The organism is Bradyrhizobium sp. JR4.1, assembly GCF_040548605.1.
GTDB lineage: Bacteria > Pseudomonadota > Alphaproteobacteria > Rhizobiales > Xanthobacteraceae > Bradyrhizobium > Bradyrhizobium canariense.
The window spans coordinates 144,612-164,498 of record NZ_JBEPRY010000014.1 but is presented as its reverse complement, the minus strand read 5'-3'; the positions used below and the strand labels follow the sequence as shown (position 1 = coordinate 164,498).

Here is a 19,887-nt window from a genome sequence, read left to right as displayed (position 1 = left end):
CAGGCGTCTTCGGAGAGATGATGTCCCCTGCCCGCAAGCGCGCGGATGTTCTGCTGGTCGAGCGCGGCCTGTTCGAGAGCCGGGCGCGGGCGCGCGCGGCGATCGAGGCCGGGCTCGTCACGGCCGACGACAAGCGGGTGGCAAAACCGTCGGAGACCATCGCCGAGGACGCCGTGATCCAGGCCGAGCCCGCGCACCCCTACGTCTCCCGCGGCGGCGTCAAGCTCGCCGGCGCGCTGGAGCGCTATCCGATCGAGATCGAGGACCATGTCTGCCTCGACGTCGGCGCGTCCACCGGCGGATTTACCGAGGTGCTGCTGGCGAATGGCGCGAGTCTCGTTTTTGCCGTCGACGTCGGCTCTAGTCAGCTGCATCCCTCGCTGCGCGGTCACTCCAAAATCGTGTCGATGGAAGAGACCGACATCCGCGCCTATGACGGCAAGCGTTTGCCGGCGCGGCCCGATGTCGTCGTGATCGACGTCAGCTTCATCTCGCTCAAGACGGTGCTGCCCGTGGCGCTGTCGCTGGCGGCCGCGCCGATGAGCCTGCTGGCACTGATTAAGCCGCAATTCGAGGCGGACCGGAAGCACAACAAGAAGGGCATCGTCCGCGACGCCGCCGTGCACCGCGAGATCTGCGACGACATCGCCGCCTTTGCGGCCTCGCTCGGCTGCACCGATATCGAGGTGTTCCCGTCGGCGATCACCGGCGGCGACGGCAATATCGAATTCTTCCTGGGCGCGCGCCGTGGTTGAGCGCATGACGATCGATCACGTCGGCCATCGCGGCGACGGCGTCTCGCTCGACGCTGGTGATGCCGTCTATGTGCCCTACACGCTCGGCGGCGAGACCGTCGAGGTCGATCGTGTCGTCGGCAACCATCCTGATCGCCGCAAGCTGCTGGCGGTGGATGTCGCCAGCCCCGAGCGCGTCGCGCCGTTCTGTCCGCATTTCGGCGTCTGTGGCGGCTGCGCGATCCAGCACTGGGCGACTGAACCGTATCACGCCTGGAAGCGCGGCATCGTGGTCGAGACCCTGGCCCAGGCCGGCATCGACTGCGAGGTGGCGCCGCTGGTCGATGCCCACGGTGCGGGACGCAGGCGCATCACGCTGCACGGCCGGTTGGGCACCCATGACATCCTCAAGGTCGGCTTCTCGGCTGCGAGCTCGCACGATGTCATCCCGATCGATCGTTGCCCGATCCTCGATCCCGGGCTCGAGGGCGCGCTCGATGCCGGTTGGGCGCTCGCCGAACTGCTGACGTCCAAAATGCTGGTGACGAAGCCGCTGGACATCCAGGTGACCGCGACCGCCAACGGTCTCGACGTGGACGTGCGCGGCTCCGGCCCGCTGCCAACGCCGCTCGTGACGGCGCTGTCGCGCGTCGCCGAGCAGCATCGCCTGGCACGGCTGACACGGCACGGCGAACTGGTGCTGCAACGCCTGCCACCGACCCTGCAGATGGGCCGCGCCGAAGTGACGCTACCGCCGGGCTCGTTCCTGCAGGCCACCGTCGCCGGCGAAGAGACGCTTGCGTCGCTGGTCGCGGAGCGCATCGGCAAGGCGAAGAACGTTCTCGACCTCTTCTGCGGTGTCGGGCCGTTTGCGTTGCGGCTCGCCGAGAAGACCCGCATCAGCGCCCATGACAACGACGTCGGCGCCATTGCAGCGCTCGAAAAAGCAGCACGCACGCCGGGGCTCAAGCCGATCAAGGCCGAGCCGCGCGACCTGTTCCGCCGTCCCCTGGTGGCGCCGGAGCTGCGCGATTTTGACGCTGTCGTGTTCGACCCGCCGCGCCAGGGCGCACAGGCGCAGGCCTTGAAGCTCGCCGCGAGCAAGGTGCCGGTGGTGGTCGCGGTCTCCTGCAATGTCGCGACCTTTGCTCGCGATGCGCGGCTGCTGATCGATGGCGGCTACAAGATTGACGTAGTCGTGCCGGTGGATCAGTTCCGCCACACGCCGCATGTCGAGCTGGTTGCGAAGTTCACGCGCTAGTTAGCGCCGAAGGCCACTCAACGCCGGCGACTCGCCGGGCAGCATGTTCGATCTGAGATCGCTATCCATGCGGCCCGAGTCCTGCTGGGTGAAGCCGGCGCCGAACGACAGGCTGAGGTTGGAGGTCGGCTTGAACTCGACACCCGCAAATGCGCCGTAGCCGGGCGAGGCGCTGGAGGTGAGCGGCGCAAGCGAGCTGCCGATGCCGTTGCCGTATTTCAGGGTGTCGAAACCGGCAAAGAACGTGACGGGCATGCCGTCCGCAGTCTTGGTGTTGTAGCCGAACTGCGTGCTGTCGTAGGAGAGCGCGCTGAAATTGCCGCTCAGTCCGGCCGGGCTGAGACCGCTCCAATTGAGATTGCCATGCTGGCTGCCGACAAAGAAGCCGTTCGCAAAATTGCTGCGGCCGCTTGCGTCGCCGCCATTGAAGCTCGGGAAATTGCCGTAGCTGTCGGCGCTCTGGCCGGCAACGCCGCCGAAGCCGAAAGGTCCGCCGGGGATCCAATATTGCAGGGGTGCGCCTTGCGCATGAGCCGGCGCTTCGCCGAGGCAGAGCAGGGCAAGAAAAACCGCGAGACCGCAAGAGCGTGTAAGCCTGGACATCCAAATAACCGTCGAAAAGCTTGCGAATTATACCCACCAGACAGCATGAATGCCAGCATAGCGACACCAGTCTTCCCTTGAGTTCCGGGATCACGTTTTCCTGCCAGTTTGAACTTCCCGCATTCCGGATTGACCCACCTAAGGGGGCGCGTCAGCACGGAGGCTGTCATGGAGGTCAATTCCGACAGGTTGAATGCCTTTATGGGCAAGATGGTCACCGAATTCGGGGCAGCGATGAATGCGTCGCTGGTCCTGCTCGGGGACAAGCTCGGTCTCTACCGTACCCTTGCCGCCAAGGGACCGATGAACTCGTCCGAGCTCGCAAGCGCCACCGGGACGGCGGAGCGCTACGTCCGCGAATGGCTCGCGAGCCAGGCGGCATCCGGCTATATCGAATACGATTCCGCTTCGGCAAAATTCTCGATGCTGCCGGAGCAGGCGATGGCGCTTGCCGATGAGGACAGTCCGGTGTTCCTCGGCGCGTTCGGCAATGTCATTGCCTCGGCGTTTCTCGACGAGCCGAAGGTCTCGGACGCATTCAAATCCGGCAAGGGCGTCGGTTGGAACCGGCGCAGCGAGTGCCTGTTCTGCGGCACCGCCCGCTTCTTCCGGACCGGGTACATGCATCATCTGGTGCAGGAATGGCTGCCCGCGCTCGACGGCGTCGTGGACAAGCTGAAGCGCGGCGCCAAGGTCGCCGATGTCGGCTGCGGGCACGGCGTCTCGACACGGCTGATGGCGGAAGCCTTCCCGAACTCCCGCTTCTACGGCTTCGACTATCACGAGGGTTCGATCGAGGCCGCGCGAAAGGCGGCCACCGAAGCCAGATTGGGCGACCGGGTCAGCTTCGCTGTTCATTCCGCCAAGACCTATCCGGCCGAGGGCTATGATCTCGTCTGCTTCTTCGATTGCCTGCATGACATGGGCGATCCCGTCGGCGCCATCGGCCACGTGCGCGAGACCATGGCAAAGGACGGCACCTGCATGCTGGTCGAGCCGTTCGCAGGCGACCGCCTCGAGGACAATCTCAACCCGGTCGGGCGGGTCTATTATGCGGCGTCGACCATGATCTGCACGCCGGCCTCGCTCGACCAGGAGGTGGGCCTCGCACTGGGCGCGCAAGCCGGCGAGGCAAGGCTGCGCAAGGTCGCGCGAGAGGGCGGACTGACGCGCTTCCGCCGCGCAGCTGAAACGCCCTTCAATCTGATTCTGGAGGCGCGGATCTGATCTTCCCCATTCCGGCGCGTGGCTGCGGTATATGGCCATGCCGATGCTGCAGCCACGCCTGGCGCCGACATCCTTGCCTCGCTCGCGCGGCAACGTAAGCTGGCCGCCGCAAATGATCGGTAATGGCGCTTTGGCGCCCGCGTGCGACGTCTTGCGTCAGATCGACCGGCAATTGAAGGCGCTGACGCGGTCCAGCGAGCAGCAGCCGTGATCGGCTATGCCGTCCTGTCCACCGAGGACGATGTGTCCGCCGGCGGATATTTCGTCACGGGCACCATGAATGACTTGTTGCCGACCTGGTAGATGATCTTGCCGTTCTGCCCGTCGTCGGTCGCAATCTGCGCCTGCCCGAACATGATGACGTTCTTGTAGACGGTGCCGGTGCCCTGACGGGTGACGCCGTCGGTGGTGACGCTGACCTGCGCTTCGTTGCCGTTGACACCGAGCACCCTGAAGCTCGCGCTCTTGCCATTGTCACTTGAATAGCCACCCCAGCTTCCCATCAGACGGCTGTCCGAGGCCGGCGGCGCCTGCTTGTCCAGCGTCGCGGTCTGCTTGCCAGCGCCCGCGGAGGATAACAGCACCAAACTCTTGCCGTCCTTGGTGCCGACCGTGATGTTACCGAAGGTGAGAAGCGAACCGGCGACCTCGCCAAAGCCGCGCTCGGTGTGCCCGTTATGGGTGTACTCGACCTGCGCCCGGGCACCGCGGATGTTCACGACCTTGAAGCCGACGGGCTGGTTGTTGCCCGCCCAATTGCCCTTCCAGTCACCGAGCAGGGCGCTCTGGTGATACACCCGCTCGTTGGCGGGCGAAATCTGGCTGGTGCTCGATGAGACGATGGCCATTGGATTGCTCGGCGGATTTGTCTGACAGGCCCGCTTGGTTCGCGCCCCGACAGGAACGTCAGAACAGTATCCGGAAACAATTGGAAGCAGCCGATTAGGGCCACGCAACAGTTAACGCATGGTTAAAATTCCATCGCGGGCAAATAGGGCAAAAGGTCTCGTCCGGGGGCCGCGCTCAGCGACCCCAGCGGTCTGACCAGATCTTCTCGCCGATCATGCAGTTCACACGCGGCTCCCTGTCCTTCTCCGCAACGCGCATCACCGGGCGCTCCGGCATACGGCCTGCAACCTCCATCAAGAGCTTGGTGCGGATGGCTTCCTTGAACTTCTCGCGATCCTTGATCGTGATGACAAAGGAACCGGGGCCGCCGATGACGCAATCTTCATAGTAGAAGTCGAGATTGTCGATATCCATGGTCGAATAGGACGGCTCCTTGACCATGATCGGGAGGCCGTTGATCACGATGCCCTTCTCGATCGCCGCGTCGCGCGCAATCGTGACCGGAGTGCCATTGTTGTTGGGACCGTCGCCGGAAATATCGATCACACGGCGCAAGCCTCGATAGGGATCCTCGTCGAACAGCGGCATCGCGAAACTGATCGCGCCGGAGATCGAGGTGCGCGAGGCGCGCCGGATCGGCGTCTTCAGGATTTCGGCGGCGACGGCATCGGCGGTCTCCGGTCCGTCGATCAGGCGCCAGGGGATGATGATCTTCTGGTCGGTCGAGGCGGCCCACTCGAAATAGGTCACCGCGATCCGGCCGTTCGGGCCCAGCTTCAGCGCCTGCAGGAATTCCTTCGACTGGATCGCCTGCGCATAGCCTTCACGCTGGATCGCGAGCTCGTCCATGTCCATGGAGTAGGAGACGTCGACAGCGAGGATCAGCTCGACATCGACCGTCTGCGCCTCCCTGTCGGCTGCTTGCCGCTGCGGCTGAATTTTAGGCGACTCAAATTTGGGTCCTGGTGCCGCTATGCCCGCGACGTCCCCTCCGGCAAACATGCCGGTCACCAGCACAGCCCCGATCGAGAACAGCAAGCGCATCGCAGCCTCCCGTCGTATGACGCGATGGTGACATGCAATCGCCTTGCCGCAAAGTCCGAAGATCGCTTGCGCTTCACATTCCAGTTAGGGATTTGCGCGTTGGGATCTGCGAGTCGGGAATTGCGAAGCATTACGCAAAGCTGCCGCCATGTTGCCGCGCTCGCGCCGCTGACTGCGCGATCGCTGGCACGGGTATGCCGTCATGCGCCATGCGCCCCGGAAGAACGGGCCACTGGACAGAGCACCCTCGCCCATTTGTCCGGCGCCATTTTCATGCTAGGCTGGCGACACAGATGGGGATGGAGTCCCCCGACAACCGCCCGGCGGCCTGTGACCGTAATGGGCTGATGACTCCTGCTTGAGGACGGGCAATTTCTAAGCCTTTGCCTTCGGCGGGAGCATGGACAAACCCGCCGCTGGCGGGTTTTTTGTTGCCTGGACGCGAAGGCCAAGGAGAGGTCAAGCAGAGGTCAAGCAGAGGCCGAGGAGAAGTCCTGGACGTGACGACGACAACACCGAATGCTGCACGTGCGGGGCTGCCCAGGGGAATTTGGGTGCTCGGTTTCGTCTCGATGCTGATGGATGTCTCTTCCGAGATGATCCACGCGCTGCTGCCGGTCTATCTCGTCACCGTGCTCGGCGCCTCCACGCTTACCGTTGGCTTCATCGAGGGCATTGCCGAGGCGACCGCCTCGATCACGAAGATCTTCTCCGGCGCGTTGTCCGACTGGCTAGGCCGGCGCAAATTGCTCGCCGCGCTGGGCTACGGACTCGCCGCGCTGACAAAACCGCTATTCCCGCTTGCCCCCGGCGTCGGATGGCTGGTTGCCGCGCGCTTCATCGACCGCGTCGGCAAGGGCATTCGCGGCGCGCCGCGCGATGCGCTGATCGCCGATATCGCACCCATCGGCCTGCGTGGCGCGAGCTTCGGCCTGCGGCAGTCGCTCGACACTATCGGTGCCTTCGTCGGGCCGCTCATGGCGATCGGCCTGATGTGGTGGACGGCGGACAATTTTACGATGGTGTTCTGGGTGGCCGTGCTGCCGGGCTTCCTGTCGTTCGGACTGATCGCGTTCGCGGTGAGCGAGCCGGAGCCAGACCCTGGCCGGGAGCCCTCAAGGAATCCACTGAATACCGCCGCGGTGCGCCAACTCGGGTCCGTGTACTGGCGCGTGGTCGCGGTTGGCGTCGTGTTCACGCTGGCGCGCTTCAGCGAGGCCTTCCTGATCCTGCGCGCGCAGAACATCGGCCTCAATGCGATGTGGGTGCCGGCCGTGCTGGTGCTGATGAACATCGTCTATGCGTTGTCGGCCTATCCGGCCGGCGTGCTCTCGGACCGGATCAACCGCACCGGCCTGCTCGCGCTCGGCCTCGTCTTCCTCGCCGGCGCCGATCTTGCGCTCGCGCTGCTGCCAAACCTTGGGGGCCTCGCCCTCGGCGTCGTGCTGTGGGGACTGCATATGGGGTTGACGCAAGGCCTGCTCTCGGCCCTCGTCGCCGACGCGGCGCCACCGAGCCTGCGCGGCACCGCGTTCGGCTATTTCAACCTGTTCACCGGCCTTGCCTTGCTGGCCGCAAGCGTGATCGCCGGCGCCTTGTGGGATGCCTATGGTCCGGCCGGCACGTTCCTGGCGGGGCTCGGCTTCGCGCTGGTCGCGCTCGTGGGACTATTCGCCGTCGGCGGCAGGCTGGCTACGGAGGAGAAACGATGACGGGGGGCTGTTCGCCGTGCTGAGCGGAGTGCTTGCGATCATGATCGGCAGCATGCTCGGCGGCTGCGCGCGCTATTTCATCTCCGGCGCGATCGCCCGGCGGCTGGGCGAGACGTTTCCGTGGGGCACCGTGACCATCAATGTCACCGGCGCCTTTCTGATCGGCATTTTTGGCGCATTGGCGACCCATCCCGGCTCGGTCTTCGCCGCGCCCGATCCATGGCTGTTCGCGGTCACCGGTTTTCTTGGCTGCTACACCACGGTGTCCTCGTTCAGTCTGCAAACGCTGACGCTGGCGCGCAACGGCGAGGCGATGCACGCGCTCGGGAATGTCGCGGTCTCGGTCGTGCTCTGCCTCGCGGCCGTCAGTTGCGGCTTCCTCCTCGCGGACACTCTGGCAGGCTAGAGGCAGATGAAGTCCCCCTCCTTTGCCGATCGCTGGCGCACCGCGACGCTCTATGCCTGGATTGCCGCCGGCAGCATGGTCGGCGGGCTGGCGCGCTATCTGGTCGGGCTTGCGCTCGACACCGGCCCCGGCTTCCCGGTCGCGACGCTGTTCATCAACGCCACGGGCTCACTGATCATCGGCTTCTACGCGACCCTGACCGGGCCCGACGGCCGCCTGCTGGCCCGGCCCGAGCACCGGCAGTTCGTCATGACCGGGTTCTGCGGCGGCTACACGACCTTTTCGACCTTCAGCCTGGAGACTTTCCGCCTGCTCCACGGCGGCATGAAATATACGGCGCTCGCCTATATCGCGGCATCCGTCATTTGCTGGCTGGTGTCGGTATGGGCAGGCCATATGATAGCCAGCGGCACCAACCGCTTGCGAAGGAGCTAATCATGCAAATCCCCAATCAGGCAGTTTCGCTCCGGATCTTCATTGGCGAGAACGACCATTTCGACGGCAAGCCGCTCTATGAAGCGATCGTGATGACGGCGCGCGAGCGGCATCTGGCCGGCGCCACCGTGCTGCGCGGCCCGATGGGCTTCGGCAAGTCGAGCCGGCTGCACACTTCGAAGATTCTGCGGCTCTCGGAAGACCTGCCGCTGCTGATCGAGATCGTCGACAGCGAGGACAACATCAATGCATTCCTGCCCATCCTGGATGGCATGATGTCGAGCGGCCTGATCACCTTGGAGAAGGTGCAGGTCCTGCAATATGGTGAGAAGGCCGCGCGCTGAGCGCGCCGGCAGGAACCCGAGCCCGCCATATCCGGGAGGCGGAATGAACGATACCGTTGCCAAACCGAAAACCAGGACGAAGACCAAGGTCGAGCGGCCGAAGCTTCATAAGGTCATCCTGATCAACGACGACTTCACGCCGCGCGAATTCGTCACGATGATCCTCAAGGCCGAGTTCCGGATGACCGAGGATCAGGCCTACAAGGTGATGATCACCGCCCACAAGCTCGGCGCCTGCGTGGTCGCGGTTTTCACCAAGGACGTCGCCGAGACCAAGGCTACCCGCGCAACGGATGCCGGCCGCACCAAGGGCTATCCGCTGCTGTTCACCACGGAGCCGGAGGAATAGTGGCTCCGGCCCGGCTTTGGTGCTTTGGCGCCCTGTTGCGATTTCAGCGCCGAATCGGCTCTGCCGAATAATGTATCTATTGGCCGTCAACAGGCGCATGGTGAGCCATCACCGGCCCGTCACGGCATCTATCGGTGACTGAGAGAGTCTTTGCGCTCCCGCCCAATGCGGAGCGTCCCATGCAAGACACCACCAAGAGAACCATCCCGCTGAGCAATCGCCTTGCCCAATTGGCAGCCGAGGCTCGCCGTCGCGCAGAGATTGCCCCGCCCGGCGTTCAGCGGGAATCGCTTCTCAAGGCGGCGCGCTTGAGCGAAACAGCCTCGCACATTCATGATTGGCTAAGTTCGCCGGGCCTGAAGGCGCCGCGCTAGTCGCGAATGCATCAGCCTGCCGATGGAGCGAAGCCCAAGGCAGCAGTGCCAGTTTGAGCGCCGGCGCAGCATTCCCGGAAACCAGAACTCAAATATAAGTTGCACGTGGTGAACGATATCTTGTTTTGATTGTTGAGATAGCGTTCCCCGAACGCAGCGGGAGCAGGCAACAGCAAAGCAGCCCCCCGATGATGAAATCTCTTATCGCGTTCGCGATGTTCGCGCTCCTCGGAGTGTCGGTAATGGTGTTGCCCGGCTTCGCTCCGCAAGTGAAAGCGCGCGAAACCGTTGCTTTGGCGAAGGCGGACCGGCTGGCGAGCCATCCGGTGGCCAGGAATTGCCTGGGCCAGGTCTGGCCGGACTTCGAAGCGTCGTGTCTGCGCCGAGGTGAATCCGATGTCAGGGTTCATGAAGCTCGTTTGGTGACGGCGCGCCGCTAAATCAACAATCGCAAAGCGCCGGCCGAGCTTGTCGGATGTCCAGGAAAGTATCGTGCACAGATGTCAACACCTCCAACCTCCCTGCCGAATGTGCTCGTCGTCGAAGACGAGATGATCCTGCGCATGCGCGCGGTCGATATCGTGGAGGATGCAGGCTTCTGCCCTGTGCAGGCCGTCAACGCCGACGAAGCCATCGCAATCCTCGAGTCGCGGTCGGACATCTCGCTTCTGTTCAGCGACATCCAGATGCCCGGGACCATGGACGGCTTGAAGCTGGCCCACGCGGTGCACGATCGCTGGCCTGCCATCAAGATCGTGCTGGTTTCCGGTCAGGTAAAGCCGTCTGAAAACGAAACGCCGGCGGACAGCCGCTTCTTTCGCAAGCCGCTCGCCGTCGACGAAATGATCTCGCAGTTGCAGACGATGATCGGAGCGGGCGCGCTAAAAATCCTTCCGAACACAACGACAGATCCCGGGGAAAACCTTGAGGTTGCTCGATCGCCACAGGAATCGGTTCTGGTAGCGGAGAACGACAATCTGCGCCTGTTGCTGGAACAGGCCGACACCGACGCCAAGGTCCTGCTCGCTCAAGCCGGCATCGAAGCCCACGAACGCGAGGCCGCCGACAAGTTGCAAAAGCTCATCCTCGGAGAGCTGCATCATCGCATCAAGAATACGCTTGCGACGGTGAGCGCAATCGCAGCCCAGAGCTTCCGGGCCGCAATCAATCTCGAGCAAGGCCAAAAAGCCATGGATGGCCGCTTGCTGGCGTTGGGGCGTGCCCACGACCTGTTGATACAGGTCAGCTGGTCAAATGCGAGCCTCACTCACACCCTGAGCGGCGCCACCGATCCTTTTGACAGTCAGGGGGGCCGACGATTCCATTTCAATGGGCCGGACCTCCGGATCACGTCCGGTGCCGTGATAGCGCTGGCGATGACATTCAACGAGCTCTGCACCAACACAACGAAATTCGGCGCGCTGTCCAGTTCCTCCGGCCATGTCGAGATCGCATGGACGGTGGACGAGATCGAGCAAAGGCTGCGCCTGAAGTGGAGCGAAAGCGGCGGCCCCGTGGTGGCGCCGCCGACGCGGCGAAGCTACGGCACCCGGATGATCGAGTCGCTCGGCCAGCAACTGAACGGGCAGGTGCGGCTGGCCTACGAACCGTCCGGATTTGTCTATCAGCTGGATGTACCGCTGAAGTCCGTGATGGCGTCGAACGCCTGAATTCTGCTCACCGGCTTGGCGGCGGCGGACATCCGAGGACGACCTCAGGCCATCAGCACCGGCGTCTCCTCCGTCAGCCCGTACACGCGCTGCGCCTTTGAAAAGCCCGCGATCGGGAATTCGCCGAGTTCGTGCCAGTCGTGGCGGCAGACATTGGCGAACATTTCCGAGGCCACGACGGTCCGCCCCAGGCGACCGGTGATCTTCTCGAGCCTGGCGGCAAGGTTCACGGCGGGACCGATGCAGGTGAAGTCGAGGCGATTGCCGCCACCGATATTGCCGTAGAGGATGTTGCCGACGTGGAGCGCAACGCCGAAGCGGAAGCGCTCGACGACGTCGCCGACAGGGTACGCGAGCGCCTCGACGCTGGCGCGGGATTCGCGCGCCGCCTCCAGCACCCGCGTGCAGACATGCGCGGCATCGCCGACATATTCGTCGATGGGGAATACCGCGAGCAGGCCGTCCCCCATGAATTTCAGCACCTCGCCGCCATGGCCGCGGATCGCGGCGACCTGGCAGTCGAAATAATGGTTGAGGATCTCGACCACGGTCTCGGCCGGCAGCCGGTCCGACAGTGCGGTGAAGCCGCGCAGATCGGAGAGCCAGATCGCAGCCTGCATGGTGTCGTTGTGGCCGCGGCGGATCTGACCGCCAAGGATGCGCGCGCCGGCACGATTGCCGACATAGGTGTCGAGCAGCATCTCGGCGGTGCGGCGCAGGCTGATGATCTCGGTGATGCGCGCGAGCGGTTTGATGATGGCGTGAATCGCCGCGATGTGTTCATCGGTGAATCCGCCTGGATGGCGCGTGGTCCAGCTCGTCGCGTGGACCGAGCCGTCGAGAAACTGCATTGGCATCGCGACGTAGTCGGTTACGCCTTCGGCACGCATATCGTCGAAAAAAGGGAAATGCTTGCTGCCGGGATCGTCCATGCGTCCGCGCACCTCAAGTCCCTGCTCGAACACGACCCGCAGCGGACTTCTGGCGAATTCCGGCGTCTCCAGGATCTCGAAATCGACCGTGCCGATCTCGACCTCCTCGCCCTCCCGCCAGATGAAGTTGCGACCGAAAATTTCGGGATGCAGCGTGCGGATGAAGATGCCGAACCGCCATAGCGGCAGACCGGCTGCGACCATCCGTTCGCAGGCTTCCGCCGTCATCTCGGCCGGGGTCTTCGACGACCAGGCGCCGTCGATCAGCCAGCTGGTGATGCGTTGGAGCTCGGAACTTTCCATGCGCGCATTTGCGGACGAAGTTGTGGGATCGTCAAGCTGCGCGGTGGGCCAGTGGCGCGATACAAGCGCCTCGCAGAACGCTAGCGCCCGACCTGGCCGCGGTCGCGCAGGAAATGATCCGCCAAAACACAGGCCATCATGGCTTCGCCGACGGGTACGGCGCGGATGCCGACGCAGGGATCGTGGCGGCCCTTGGTCATGATCTCGGTGTCGGCGCCGTTGCGATCGACGGTGAGACGCGGCTGCAGGATCGACGAGGTCGGTTTGACCGCGAAACGCACCACCACCGGCTGCCCTGTGGAGATGCCGCCCAGCACGCCGCCGGCGTGGTTGGAGAGAAAACGCGTGCCGTCATTGCCCGTGCGCATCTCGTCGGCGTTCTCTTCGCCGGTCAATTCCGCCGCGCCAAAGCCGGCGCCGATCTCGACGCCCTTCACCGCGTTGATGGTCATCATCGCGCCCGCCAGATCGGAATCGAGCTTGGCGTAGATCGGCGCGCCAAGGCCAGCCGGCACACCTTCGGCGACGACCTCGATCACCGCGCCGATCGAGGAGCCGCTCTTGCGGATGCCGTCGAGATAGGTCTCGAAGAATGCGGCCTTGTCCTTGTCCGGACAGAAGAACGGATTCTTCGCGATCTCGTCCCAGTCCCACTTCGCGCGGTCGATCTTGTGCGGCCCCATCTGCACCAACGCGCCGCGCACCTTCACATCGGGCAACACCTTTCGCGCGATCGCGCCGGCGGCAACGCGCGTCGCGGTTTCGCGCGCCGACGAGCGGCCGCCGCCGCGATAATCGCGCAGGCCGTACTTTGCTTCATAGGTGAAGTCGGCATGACCGGGGCGAAACTTGTCTTTGATCTCTGAATAGTCCTTGGAGCGCTGGTCGGTGTTCTCGATCAGGAGCCCGATCGGCGTGCCCGTCGTCACCTGCACGCCGGTCTCCGGATGCGCCATCACGCCGGAGAGGATCTTGACCTGGTCCGCCTCCTGACGCTGGGTCGTGAAGCGCGTCTGGCCTGGCCGCCGCCGGTCGAGATCGCCCTGGATATCGGCCTCGACGAGCGGGATCATGGGCGGGCAGCCGTCGACCACGCAGCCGATCGCCACCCCATGGCTCTCGCCGAAGGTCGTGACGCGGAACATGTGGCCGAAGGTGTTGAAGGACATCGCTGCTCGCTGGCTCGGTTCCCGCGTGTGGTAACGCGCGGGGCGCCGGTGGTCAAACCCGCAGCCCCCACGGAGACGGCGAGCCGGCTTAACTGAACTTCTCGAGCCGCCCATCCCGGAACACGTAGACGGCGCCCTGCTCGATATAGAGTTCGGCGGCGCTCGCCGGCGTCTCCAGGCCGAGTGAAACCATCAGGGCCCGGCAGGTCCCACCATGGGCGACTGCGACGGTGTCGGTCCGGAGCTGGTCGTACCAGGCGCGCACGCGCACCTGGACATCGGCGTAGGTCTCCCCGCCCGCGGGGCCCACAGTCCATTTGTCGGCGAGGCGCCGGGCGTAGATGTCGGGATCGGAGGCCTCGCTCTCGGCCAGCGTCAGTCCCTCCCAGGTGCCGTAGCCGATCTCACGCAGGCGATCGTCGAGCGTATAGTCCGCAATCGGCAGTTCGAGCTTGCTCCGCGCCAGTTCCATGGTCTGTCGCGCGCGGCCAAGCGGACTCGACACGTAGGGTAATGCAGCCTTGTCGCGGCCCTCGCGCTTGAACAGATCGGCGAGAATGCCGCCGGCCCGCACGGCCTGATCGCGACCGCGCGCGTTCAGCGGAATGTCCTTGATGCCCTGAAGCCTCCCGAGCGCATTCCACTCGGTCTCGCCGTGGCGCAGATAATAGATCGTGGGCACGGGCATTGCTGGGTAAAAAGTTAGTCCTTCCCGCCGAACGAAATGTCCGGCGCGTCCGGGCGCTTCATGCCGAGCACGTGATAGCCGGAATCGACGTGGTGCACCTCCCCGGTGACGCCGCGCGAGAGGTCGGAGAGGAAATACAGCGCGCTGCCGCCGACGTCTTCCGTGGAGACGTTGCGCCGCAGCGGCGCGTTGGCCTCGTTCCACTTCAGGATATATCTGAAATCGCCGATGCCGGACGCCGCGAGCGTCTTGATCGGCCCTGCGGAGATCGCGTTGACGCGGATGTTCTTCTCGCCGAGATCGGCGGCGAGGTAACGCACGCTCGCTTCGAGCGCCGCTTTCGCGACGCCCATGACGTTGTAATGCGGCATCCACTTCTCGGCGCCGTAATAGCTGAGCGTGATCAGCGAGCCGCCGTCGGTCATCAGCTTCTCGGCGCGCTGCGCCACGGCTGTGAACGAGTAGCAGGAGATCAGCATGGACTTCGAAAAATTCTCCTGCGTGGTGTCGACGTAGCGGCCGTCGAGCTGCTCGCCATAGGCGATCGCATGCACCAGGAAGTCGATCTCGCCCCACTTCTCCTTCAGCACCGCGAAGGCCGCATCGATGGTCGCAGCATCGGTGACGTCGCAATGGCCGAGCACGAGCCCGCCGATCTCGGCGGCGAGCGGCTCGACGCGCTTCTTCAGCGCATCGCCCTGATAGGTGAAGGCAAGCTCGGCGCCGGCCGCGTGGCATGCCTTGGCAATGCCCCAGGCGATCGAGCGGTTGTTGGCAACGCCGAGGACCACGCCCCGCTTGCCCTGCATCAGACCTGAATTCTGCGCCATTTTGCTAACGTCCCGTCGAGCTCCCGGTAAGGTTTGGAGGTACACCAGCCCTCCGTGGCGGTACAGTCCTAATACGCGGCGTTAACGCTGTTTCACGCGCCGGAATAGCCGTTCCGCTCGGGTGTTATGATCGTTGTGGCGCTCGCGCCGGACATCAGGACGTCAAGATCGCAATGAGTGCGTTTCGCCAGAGTGTTGAAGCCATGATCCCGGCGTTGCGCCGCTACGCCCGCGCGCTCACGCGCGAGGCAGATGCGGCCGACGATCTGGTGCAGGACACGCTGGTGCGGGCGCTGCGTTCGGAGCGCCTGTTCCTCGGGGGCGACGTCAGGAGCTGGCTCTATACGATCCTGACCAACCTCAACAAGAACCGGCGGCGCTCGCTGGCACGGCGCCCGCAATTCATGCAGCTGACGGAGAACAACCCGGACGCCAGCGGGACCGAAGCCGAAGGGCGCGATATCGAGAGGGCGCTGGCGACGCTCGTCGAGGAGCAACGCTCGGTGCTGCTCCTGGTGATGCTGGAGGGCATGAGCTACCGCGAGGTCGCCGACATCCAGGGCGTGCCGATCGGCACCGTGATGTCGCGCCTGGCACGCGCCCGCGCCCACGTTAAAGCCTCGCTGGAGGGTGAGCGCCCGGCGCTCAGGCGGGTGAAATGATGGCAGGATTGATGCATCGCGCCGGTCGTTTCTCCTGCATGGCATGGGAAGCGGCGCAGTTGAACCACGAAGAACATTTTGGGCCGCAGAGCCAGAGACGATCGATATGAACGACCGCAAGATCCCAGTGACCGAGGACGAACTGCACGCCTATGTCGACGGCGAGTTGCCGGCCGAGCGCCGCGCCGACGTCGAGGCCTGGCTTGCCGCGCAGCCTGAGGATGGCGAGCGCGTGCAGTCCTGGCGCGCCATGGCCGAGATGCTGCACGCCCGCTACGATTCCGTCGCCCAGGAGCCGGTGCCGGCGCGGCTCGAGCTCGAACGGCTGGAGCGCCGCCCGCGGCACTGGCTCTATGGCGCCGCCGCGGCCGTGCTGGTGGCCTTCGTCGCCGGCGGCACCGCCGGCTGGCTGGCGCATGGTGCCGCCAACGCGCCCTCGACCTTCCAGAGCTTTACGACTGACGCACTCGACGCCCACCGCCTCTATGTCGTCGAGGTTCGCCATCCCGTCGAGGTCGGCGGCAACGAGCGCGACCACCTCCAGGCCTGGCTGACCCGGCGCTGCGGCTGGACCGTGTTTGCACCGAACCTGGAGGCGAGTGGACTAAAGCTCGTCGGTGGCCGGCTTTTGCCGGGGCCGAACGGGCCGGCGTCGTTCCTGATGTATGAGGGTGCCTCGGGCGAGCGGTACACGATTTACACCGCCAAGACCGAGAATGGTGCAACGCAGATGCGCTACGCCCGAACGGACAAGGACGGGGCGCTGTTCTGGTCGGAGCGCGGCGTCGGCTACGTCGTCAGCGGTGGCGGTGACCGGGACCGGCTGACCAAAGTGGCGCAGGCGGTCTACGACCAAGCAGAGAAAAGCGGCACCTAGACAACTACGCAAACGCGGTGCCTCGATTCCGACATTGAAAATTTGGAATGAAGACATCGGCGCGTCTCATTATCGCACCGGATGATCACGCGAAAATGAGCAGCGTTCGATCCGCCGATCGACGCGGGCGGCCTCGATTGGGGTTTTTGGTACCGCGCTGGTCCCCCTCTCGAGGCCGCACCTTTTTATCGGCTGCCCCGCCGGACAGCCGACACGTCGAGCACCTGAGCCAAGAAGAGCTACCACGCCTCGGGCATATGATGAGCATCATCTCGATGGACGACGCTCTCAGTCGTTAGGAGAACCCCTTCACACTTTCTGGATCACGCTTAGCCAAGCCCGCTACGTGGATTGTAGGGGCGTTGGTCCCGCCACTTCTCCATCAATGCTTCAAGCTCGGCGTCGTTCCCGTCCGGTAGCATAATCCTGACAGTGACGAAGAGATCCCCGGTTCCGCCAGCTTTTGGCAGTCCCTTGCCCTTAAGCCGGAAGGTCCGGCCGCTAGAGGTGTTTTGCGGGACCGAAAGCTCCACGGCATTGCCGAGGGTGGGCACGCGGACCTTGCCGCCAAGCACCGCCTCATAAAGCGTGACCGGCAGGTCGATCCGGAGATCGGCGCCCTCGATCTTGAAGAACGGATGCGGCGCGATGCCGATCGTGATCAAGAGATCACCCGGCGGATGGCCCTGGGCGCTCTCGCCCTGTCCCCGCAACCGGATCTGCTGGCCCTCGGTCACGCCGGCCGGAACCTTGACGTTGAGTTCCTTGCCGTTCGGCAGCCGGACGCGCTTCTCGCCACCCTTCACCGCCTCCTCCAGCGAGACGGTCATAGCGACATTGACGTCGAGATCGAGCCCGATCCCGCCGGTGTCGAATTCGAACTGGGCACCGCCGCCGGCCCCGGGGCGCGGACGCGGCCCACCGCCGAACATGCTGTTGAGGATGTCCTCGAACGCGCCGCCGCCCGGACCAGGGCCCGCGCCGCCACCGCGGAACGTATAGCTCTCGAACCCGCCGGGACCCGCGCGACCGCGCGGCCCGCCGCCGCCGGGAAAGCCCTGGAAGCGCGGCTTGCCGTCGGCGTCGATCTCGCCGCGGTCGAATTGCTTGCGCTTGTCCTCGTCGCCGAGGATCTCGTTGGCCGAATTGAGCTCAGCGAAGCGCTCGGCCGCCTTCGGGTCGTTCTTGTTGCTGTCAGGATGGTGCTTCTTAGCAAGCTTGCGATAGGCGCTCTTGATCGCGGCAGCGTTGGCGCTCCGCGGCACCCCCAAGACCTCATAGGGGTCGCGCATCCGTCACGTCTCCTTCAAGAAATCGAATTGTTCAAAGGGCTCCCCGCCCCCAACTGAGCCTCATGTGGGGGGCGAGTGGTATTTTTGCAACTAGCCTGGTGAAGCGATTCCTAGCTCCGCCACGGCTTTAGCGTATGAATCTCCCAACTGCCACGGCTGCTTTGGCAGCCCGCGCCCTGGAGCCAGCTTTCGGTGCTGCCGTTGACGTAGCTCGCCAGGAAGTCGCGGCACTTGCGGCCGTCCTCGGCGGCATAGGATTGCGCGATCGGCGTGACCGAACCGCGCGCCCCGGTTTCCGGATTCTCCCAATGCTGGCTGGAATCCTTATCGTTCTTGCTGAGGACGTCGGAGGCGGCGTTGCGGGCGAAGGCGAGATCGGTCTCGGTCGGTGCCGCCGCCCTGGCCGGCATTGCGATCGAGCCGGTGAGGTCGCTGTCCTCGGCCTTGGCGTAGGCACTCTTGTCGTTGCGGGAGAAGCTGCAACCGCCGGTGCCGAGCCCGATCAGAATGATCGTCATGACGAAGCCGGACGGCCGGATCGCCGATAGGCCAACGCGTCCCCATACCCTATATAGGGCGGTAGCAGACAACAGCGCGTTTTGGACCGCAGGACGCAACTCGGACCCCAGACATGACCGACACGACCTCGATGAAACACCAGACACCCTTAACATCCGGTGATTTCACCGCCGCCGACGAGCCGTTTGCGCTGTTCGAGGCCTGGATGAACGAAGCCATCAAGAGCGAGCCGAACGATCCGAACGCCATGGCGCTCGCAACCGTCGATCCCGATGGCCTGCCGGATGTGCGCATGGTGCTGATGAAGGGCTTCGATACCGATGGTTTCGTCTTCTACAGCCACATCGCCAGCCAGAAGGGCCGCGAACTCGCCGCAAATCCTAAGGCGGCGTTACTTTTTCACTGGAAGTCGCTGCGCCGGCAGGTCCGCATCCGCGGCAACGTGACGCCCGTGACCGAGGCCGAAGCCGACGCCTATTTCGCCACCCGCCCGAAGCAGGCGCAGATCGGTGCCTGGGCGAGCAAGCAGTCGCAGGAGCTGGAGAGCCGCTTCGCCTTCGAGCAGGCGATCGCCAAGGTCGCCGCCAAGCACATGATCGGCGAGGTGCCACGGCCGCCGGGCTGGAGCGGCTGGCGCATCGCGCCGTCGCGTATCGAGTTCTGGCACGACCGCCCATTCCGCCTGCACGACCGCATCGAATTTCGCCGTGACGCGGCCGGCCAGAAATGGTCCAAGACGCGGATGTATCCCTAGTATTTTGTTCGACCATGGTCCTTTCGGAAAACCGCTGCACGCTTTGCGCTAACGCGGCCCCTCCGGATCCGGATCATGCTCCAACCTGAAAGACCTTCATGCCGCAGCCTTCCAACGCGCCGCGCCGTACGCTGCTCCTGACCGGGGCGAGCCGCGGCATCGGCCATGCCACCGTGATCCGTTTCTCCTCGGCCGGCTGGCGCGTGATCACCTGCTCGCGACATCCGTTCCCGGAGGATTGTCCGTGGGATGCAGGCCCTGAGGACCATATCCAGGTCGACCTCGCCACGCCCGCCGATACCACCCGCGCAATCTCCGACATCCGCGACCGGCTCGAAGGCGGGATGCTGCATGCGCTGGTCAACAATGCCGCGATCTCACCGAAGGGCGCCGGCGGCTCCAGGCTCGGCTCGATCGACACCGACCTCGACACCTGGACGCATGTGTTCAACGTCAACTTCTTCGCGCCGATCATGATGGCGCGCGGGCTGCTCGAGGAACTGAAGACGGCCAAGGGCTCTGTCGTGAACGTCACTTCGATCGCGGGCTCGCGCGTGCATCCCTTCGCAGGCGCCGCCTACGCCACCTCGAAGGCCGCGCTGGCATCCCTGACGCGCGAGATGGCCTCCGACTTCGGCCGCGTCGGCGTGCGCGTCAACGCGATCGCGCCGGGCGAGATCGACACCTCCATCCTGTCGCCGGGCACCGAGAAGATCGTCGACCAGCAGATCCCGATGCACCGGCTCGGCACGCCCGACGAGGTCGCCAAGATCATCTACGTGCTGTGTACGGACACCAGTTCTTACGTCAACGGCGCCGAGATCCACATCAACGGTGGCCAGCACGTGTAGGC

At 64.5% G+C, this 19,887-nt stretch carries 25 protein-coding genes and 1 riboswitch; of the genes, 16 read left to right on the top strand and 9 right to left on the bottom strand.

Annotation, left to right across the window (positions count from 1 at the left end):
* Positions 1-20 precede the first annotated feature (20 nt).
* Positions 21-755: a TlyA family RNA methyltransferase gene (locus ABIB90_RS25515; RefSeq protein ID WP_354201594.1), complete on the top strand. Its 735-nt coding sequence runs from the start codon at positions 21-23 to the stop codon at positions 753-755.
* Complete coding sequence (locus ABIB90_RS25510; RefSeq protein WP_354201574.1) at positions 748-1,995, top strand: class I SAM-dependent RNA methyltransferase; 1,248 nt, start codon at positions 748-750, stop codon at positions 1,993-1,995. Before ABIB90_RS25515 ends, ABIB90_RS25510 begins: the two co-directional genes overlap by 8 nt.
* On the opposite strand, the gene ABIB90_RS25505 is transcribed toward ABIB90_RS25510, so the two are convergent.
* Complete coding sequence (locus tag ABIB90_RS25505) at positions 1,996-2,598, bottom strand: hypothetical protein (RefSeq protein ID WP_354201573.1); 603 nt, start codon at positions 2,596-2,598, stop codon at positions 1,996-1,998.
* 168 nt (positions 2,599-2,766) lie between these two features.
* Here ABIB90_RS25505 and ABIB90_RS25500 point away from each other — a divergent pair, with 168 nt between their 5' ends.
* Together ABIB90_RS25500 and ABIB90_RS25495 are read left to right on the top strand one after the other, a co-directional pair.
* Positions 2,767-3,825, top strand: coding sequence for a class I SAM-dependent methyltransferase (locus tag ABIB90_RS25500; RefSeq protein ID WP_027516562.1), 1,059 nt, complete (start codon positions 2,767-2,769; stop codon positions 3,823-3,825).
* A gap of 31 nt (positions 3,826-3,856) precedes the next feature.
* Positions 3,857-4,036 carry a hypothetical protein gene (locus ABIB90_RS25495; RefSeq protein WP_354201572.1) on the top strand — a complete coding sequence of 60 codons (180 nt, stop codon included), beginning with the start codon at positions 3,857-3,859 and terminating at the stop codon, positions 4,034-4,036.
* A gap of 4 nt (positions 4,037-4,040) precedes the next feature.
* Here ABIB90_RS25495 and ABIB90_RS25490 read toward each other — a convergent pair whose 3' ends face one another.
* Both ABIB90_RS25490 and ABIB90_RS25485 read right to left on the bottom strand, forming a co-directional pair.
* Complete coding sequence (locus tag ABIB90_RS25490; protein WP_219678568.1) at positions 4,041-4,673, bottom strand: hypothetical protein; 633 nt, start codon at positions 4,671-4,673, stop codon at positions 4,041-4,043.
* A gap of 175 nt (positions 4,674-4,848) precedes the next feature.
* Positions 4,849-5,718 (bottom strand): DUF1194 domain-containing protein, encoded by an 870-nt coding sequence (locus ABIB90_RS25485; protein WP_354201571.1) that lies wholly within the window; start codon positions 5,716-5,718, stop codon positions 4,849-4,851.
* Between the two features lie 286 nt (positions 5,719-6,004).
* A riboswitch (Fluoride riboswitch) is annotated at positions 6,005-6,082 on the top strand.
* Between the two features lie 136 nt (positions 6,083-6,218).
* On the opposite strand from ABIB90_RS25485, the gene ABIB90_RS25480 reads away from it, so the two are divergent.
* The 8 genes from ABIB90_RS25480 (at position 6,219) to ABIB90_RS25445 (ending at position 11,008) form a co-directional block, all read left to right on the top strand.
* A complete protein-coding gene (locus ABIB90_RS25480; RefSeq protein WP_354201570.1) occupies positions 6,219-7,430 on the top strand; it encodes an MFS transporter in 1,212 nt (403 codons plus the stop codon).
* Positions 7,431-7,437: 7 nt separating this feature from the next.
* Positions 7,438-7,836, top strand: coding sequence for a fluoride efflux transporter CrcB (gene crcB / locus ABIB90_RS25475; protein WP_219678686.1), 399 nt, complete (start codon positions 7,438-7,440; stop codon positions 7,834-7,836).
* Positions 7,837-7,842: 6 nt separating this feature from the next.
* Positions 7,843-8,271 carry a fluoride efflux transporter CrcB gene (gene crcB, locus ABIB90_RS25470; RefSeq protein WP_219678574.1) on the top strand — a complete coding sequence of 143 codons (429 nt, stop codon included), beginning with the start codon at positions 7,843-7,845 and terminating at the stop codon, positions 8,269-8,271.
* Positions 8,272-8,273: 2 nt separating this feature from the next.
* A complete protein-coding gene (locus ABIB90_RS25465) occupies positions 8,274-8,615 on the top strand; it encodes a DUF190 domain-containing protein (RefSeq protein ID WP_007594670.1) in 342 nt (113 codons plus the stop codon).
* Positions 8,616-8,658: 43 nt separating this feature from the next.
* On the top strand, positions 8,659-8,964 hold the full coding sequence (clpS, locus tag ABIB90_RS25460; RefSeq protein WP_007594672.1) for an ATP-dependent Clp protease adapter ClpS: 306 nt from the start codon (positions 8,659-8,661) through the stop codon (positions 8,962-8,964).
* A 179-nt stretch (positions 8,965-9,143) separates the two neighbouring features.
* On the top strand, positions 9,144-9,338 hold the full coding sequence (locus ABIB90_RS25455) for a hypothetical protein (RefSeq protein WP_219678576.1): 195 nt from the start codon (positions 9,144-9,146) through the stop codon (positions 9,336-9,338).
* 188 nt (positions 9,339-9,526) lie between these two features.
* Positions 9,527-9,778, top strand: coding sequence for a hypothetical protein (locus tag ABIB90_RS25450; RefSeq protein ID WP_219678579.1), 252 nt, complete (start codon positions 9,527-9,529; stop codon positions 9,776-9,778).
* 60 nt (positions 9,779-9,838) lie between these two features.
* Positions 9,839-11,008 carry a sensor histidine kinase gene (locus ABIB90_RS25445; protein WP_354161893.1) on the top strand — a complete coding sequence of 390 codons (1,170 nt, stop codon included), beginning with the start codon at positions 9,839-9,841 and terminating at the stop codon, positions 11,006-11,008.
* Positions 11,009-11,052: 44 nt separating this feature from the next.
* Here the strand turns inward: ABIB90_RS25445 and ABIB90_RS25440 are convergent, their stop codons facing one another.
* The 4 genes from ABIB90_RS25440 to fabI form a co-directional block, all read right to left on the bottom strand.
* Complete coding sequence (locus tag ABIB90_RS25440; protein ID WP_219678582.1) at positions 11,053-12,243, bottom strand: adenylate/guanylate cyclase domain-containing protein; 1,191 nt, start codon at positions 12,241-12,243, stop codon at positions 11,053-11,055.
* 80 nt (positions 12,244-12,323) lie between these two features.
* A complete protein-coding gene (gene aroC, locus ABIB90_RS25435; protein ID WP_354161899.1) occupies positions 12,324-13,412 on the bottom strand; it encodes a chorismate synthase in 1,089 nt (362 codons plus the stop codon).
* A gap of 88 nt (positions 13,413-13,500) precedes the next feature.
* Positions 13,501-14,100 carry a histidine phosphatase family protein gene (locus tag ABIB90_RS25430; protein WP_354161902.1) on the bottom strand — a complete coding sequence of 200 codons (600 nt, stop codon included), beginning with the start codon at positions 14,098-14,100 and terminating at the stop codon, positions 13,501-13,503.
* 14 nt (positions 14,101-14,114) lie between these two features.
* A complete protein-coding gene (fabI, locus tag ABIB90_RS25425) occupies positions 14,115-14,930 on the bottom strand; it encodes an enoyl-ACP reductase FabI (protein ID WP_354161905.1) in 816 nt (271 codons plus the stop codon).
* Between the two features lie 173 nt (positions 14,931-15,103).
* On the opposite strand from fabI, the gene ABIB90_RS25420 reads away from it, so the two are divergent.
* Together ABIB90_RS25420 and ABIB90_RS25415 are read left to right on the top strand one after the other, a co-directional pair.
* Entirely contained in the window at positions 15,104-15,592 is a 489-nt protein-coding gene (locus tag ABIB90_RS25420; protein ID WP_007594679.1) for a sigma-70 family RNA polymerase sigma factor, read from the top strand.
* A gap of 106 nt (positions 15,593-15,698) precedes the next feature.
* A complete protein-coding gene (locus ABIB90_RS25415; protein WP_007594681.1) occupies positions 15,699-16,469 on the top strand; it encodes an anti-sigma factor family protein in 771 nt (256 codons plus the stop codon).
* A gap of 329 nt (positions 16,470-16,798) precedes the next feature.
* Here the strand turns inward: ABIB90_RS25415 and ABIB90_RS25410 are convergent, their stop codons facing one another.
* The gene (locus ABIB90_RS25410) at positions 16,799-17,761 is read right to left on the bottom strand and encodes a DnaJ C-terminal domain-containing protein (RefSeq protein WP_219678588.1); all 963 of its coding nucleotides are present in this window, start codon (positions 17,759-17,761) and stop codon (positions 16,799-16,801) included.
* 110 nt (positions 17,762-17,871) lie between these two features.
* Positions 17,872-18,279 (bottom strand): RT0821/Lpp0805 family surface protein, encoded by a 408-nt coding sequence (locus ABIB90_RS25405; RefSeq protein ID WP_007594695.1) that lies wholly within the window; start codon positions 18,277-18,279, stop codon positions 17,872-17,874.
* Positions 18,280-18,392: 113 nt separating this feature from the next.
* On the opposite strand from ABIB90_RS25405, the gene pdxH reads away from it, so the two are divergent.
* Entirely contained in the window at positions 18,393-19,034 is a 642-nt protein-coding gene (gene pdxH, locus ABIB90_RS25400; protein WP_354161910.1) for a pyridoxamine 5'-phosphate oxidase, read from the top strand.
* A gap of 98 nt (positions 19,035-19,132) precedes the next feature.
* Positions 19,133-19,885: an SDR family NAD(P)-dependent oxidoreductase gene (locus ABIB90_RS25395; RefSeq protein WP_007594703.1), complete on the top strand. Its 753-nt coding sequence runs from the start codon at positions 19,133-19,135 to the stop codon at positions 19,883-19,885.
* Positions 19,886-19,887: the final 2 nt, after the last annotated feature.

Coding starts and splice junctions, on each gene's coding strand:
- ABIB90_RS25515 (WP_354201594.1), top strand. CDS start 21: ATGTCCCCTGCCCGCAAGCGCGCGGATGTTCTGCTGGTCGAGCGCGGC.
- ABIB90_RS25505 (WP_354201573.1), bottom strand. CDS start 2,598: ATGTCCAGGCTTACACGCTCTTGCGGTCTCGCGGTTTTTCTTGCCCTG.
- ABIB90_RS25500 (WP_027516562.1), top strand. CDS start 2,767: ATGGAGGTCAATTCCGACAGGTTGAATGCCTTTATGGGCAAGATGGTC.
- ABIB90_RS25495 (WP_354201572.1), top strand. CDS start 3,857: ATGGCCATGCCGATGCTGCAGCCACGCCTGGCGCCGACATCCTTGCCT.
- ABIB90_RS25490 (WP_219678568.1), bottom strand. CDS start 4,673: ATGGCCATCGTCTCATCGAGCACCAGCCAGATTTCGCCCGCCAACGAG.
- ABIB90_RS25485 (WP_354201571.1), bottom strand. CDS start 5,718: ATGCGCTTGCTGTTCTCGATCGGGGCTGTGCTGGTGACCGGCATGTTT.
- crcB (WP_219678574.1), top strand. CDS start 7,843: ATGAAGTCCCCCTCCTTTGCCGATCGCTGGCGCACCGCGACGCTCTAT.
- ABIB90_RS25465 (WP_007594670.1), top strand. CDS start 8,274: ATGCAAATCCCCAATCAGGCAGTTTCGCTCCGGATCTTCATTGGCGAG.
- clpS (WP_007594672.1), top strand. CDS start 8,659: ATGAACGATACCGTTGCCAAACCGAAAACCAGGACGAAGACCAAGGTC.
- ABIB90_RS25455 (WP_219678576.1), top strand. CDS start 9,144: ATGCAAGACACCACCAAGAGAACCATCCCGCTGAGCAATCGCCTTGCC.
- ABIB90_RS25450 (WP_219678579.1), top strand. CDS start 9,527: ATGATGAAATCTCTTATCGCGTTCGCGATGTTCGCGCTCCTCGGAGTG.
- ABIB90_RS25445 (WP_354161893.1), top strand. CDS start 9,839: ATGTCAACACCTCCAACCTCCCTGCCGAATGTGCTCGTCGTCGAAGAC.
- ABIB90_RS25440 (WP_219678582.1), bottom strand. CDS start 12,243: ATGGAAAGTTCCGAGCTCCAACGCATCACCAGCTGGCTGATCGACGGC.
- aroC (WP_354161899.1), bottom strand. CDS start 13,412: ATGTCCTTCAACACCTTCGGCCACATGTTCCGCGTCACGACCTTCGGC.
- ABIB90_RS25430 (WP_354161902.1), bottom strand. CDS start 14,100: ATGCCCGTGCCCACGATCTATTATCTGCGCCACGGCGAGACCGAGTGG.
- fabI (WP_354161905.1), bottom strand. CDS start 14,930: ATGGCGCAGAATTCAGGTCTGATGCAGGGCAAGCGGGGCGTGGTCCTC.
- ABIB90_RS25420 (WP_007594679.1), top strand. CDS start 15,104: ATGAGTGCGTTTCGCCAGAGTGTTGAAGCCATGATCCCGGCGTTGCGC.
- ABIB90_RS25415 (WP_007594681.1), top strand. CDS start 15,699: ATGAACGACCGCAAGATCCCAGTGACCGAGGACGAACTGCACGCCTAT.
- ABIB90_RS25410 (WP_219678588.1), bottom strand. CDS start 17,761: ATGCGCGACCCCTATGAGGTCTTGGGGGTGCCGCGGAGCGCCAACGCT.
- ABIB90_RS25405 (WP_007594695.1), bottom strand. CDS start 18,279: ATGACGATCATTCTGATCGGGCTCGGCACCGGCGGTTGCAGCTTCTCC.
- pdxH (WP_354161910.1), top strand. CDS start 18,393: ATGACCGACACGACCTCGATGAAACACCAGACACCCTTAACATCCGGT.
- ABIB90_RS25395 (WP_007594703.1), top strand. CDS start 19,133: ATGCCGCAGCCTTCCAACGCGCCGCGCCGTACGCTGCTCCTGACCGGG.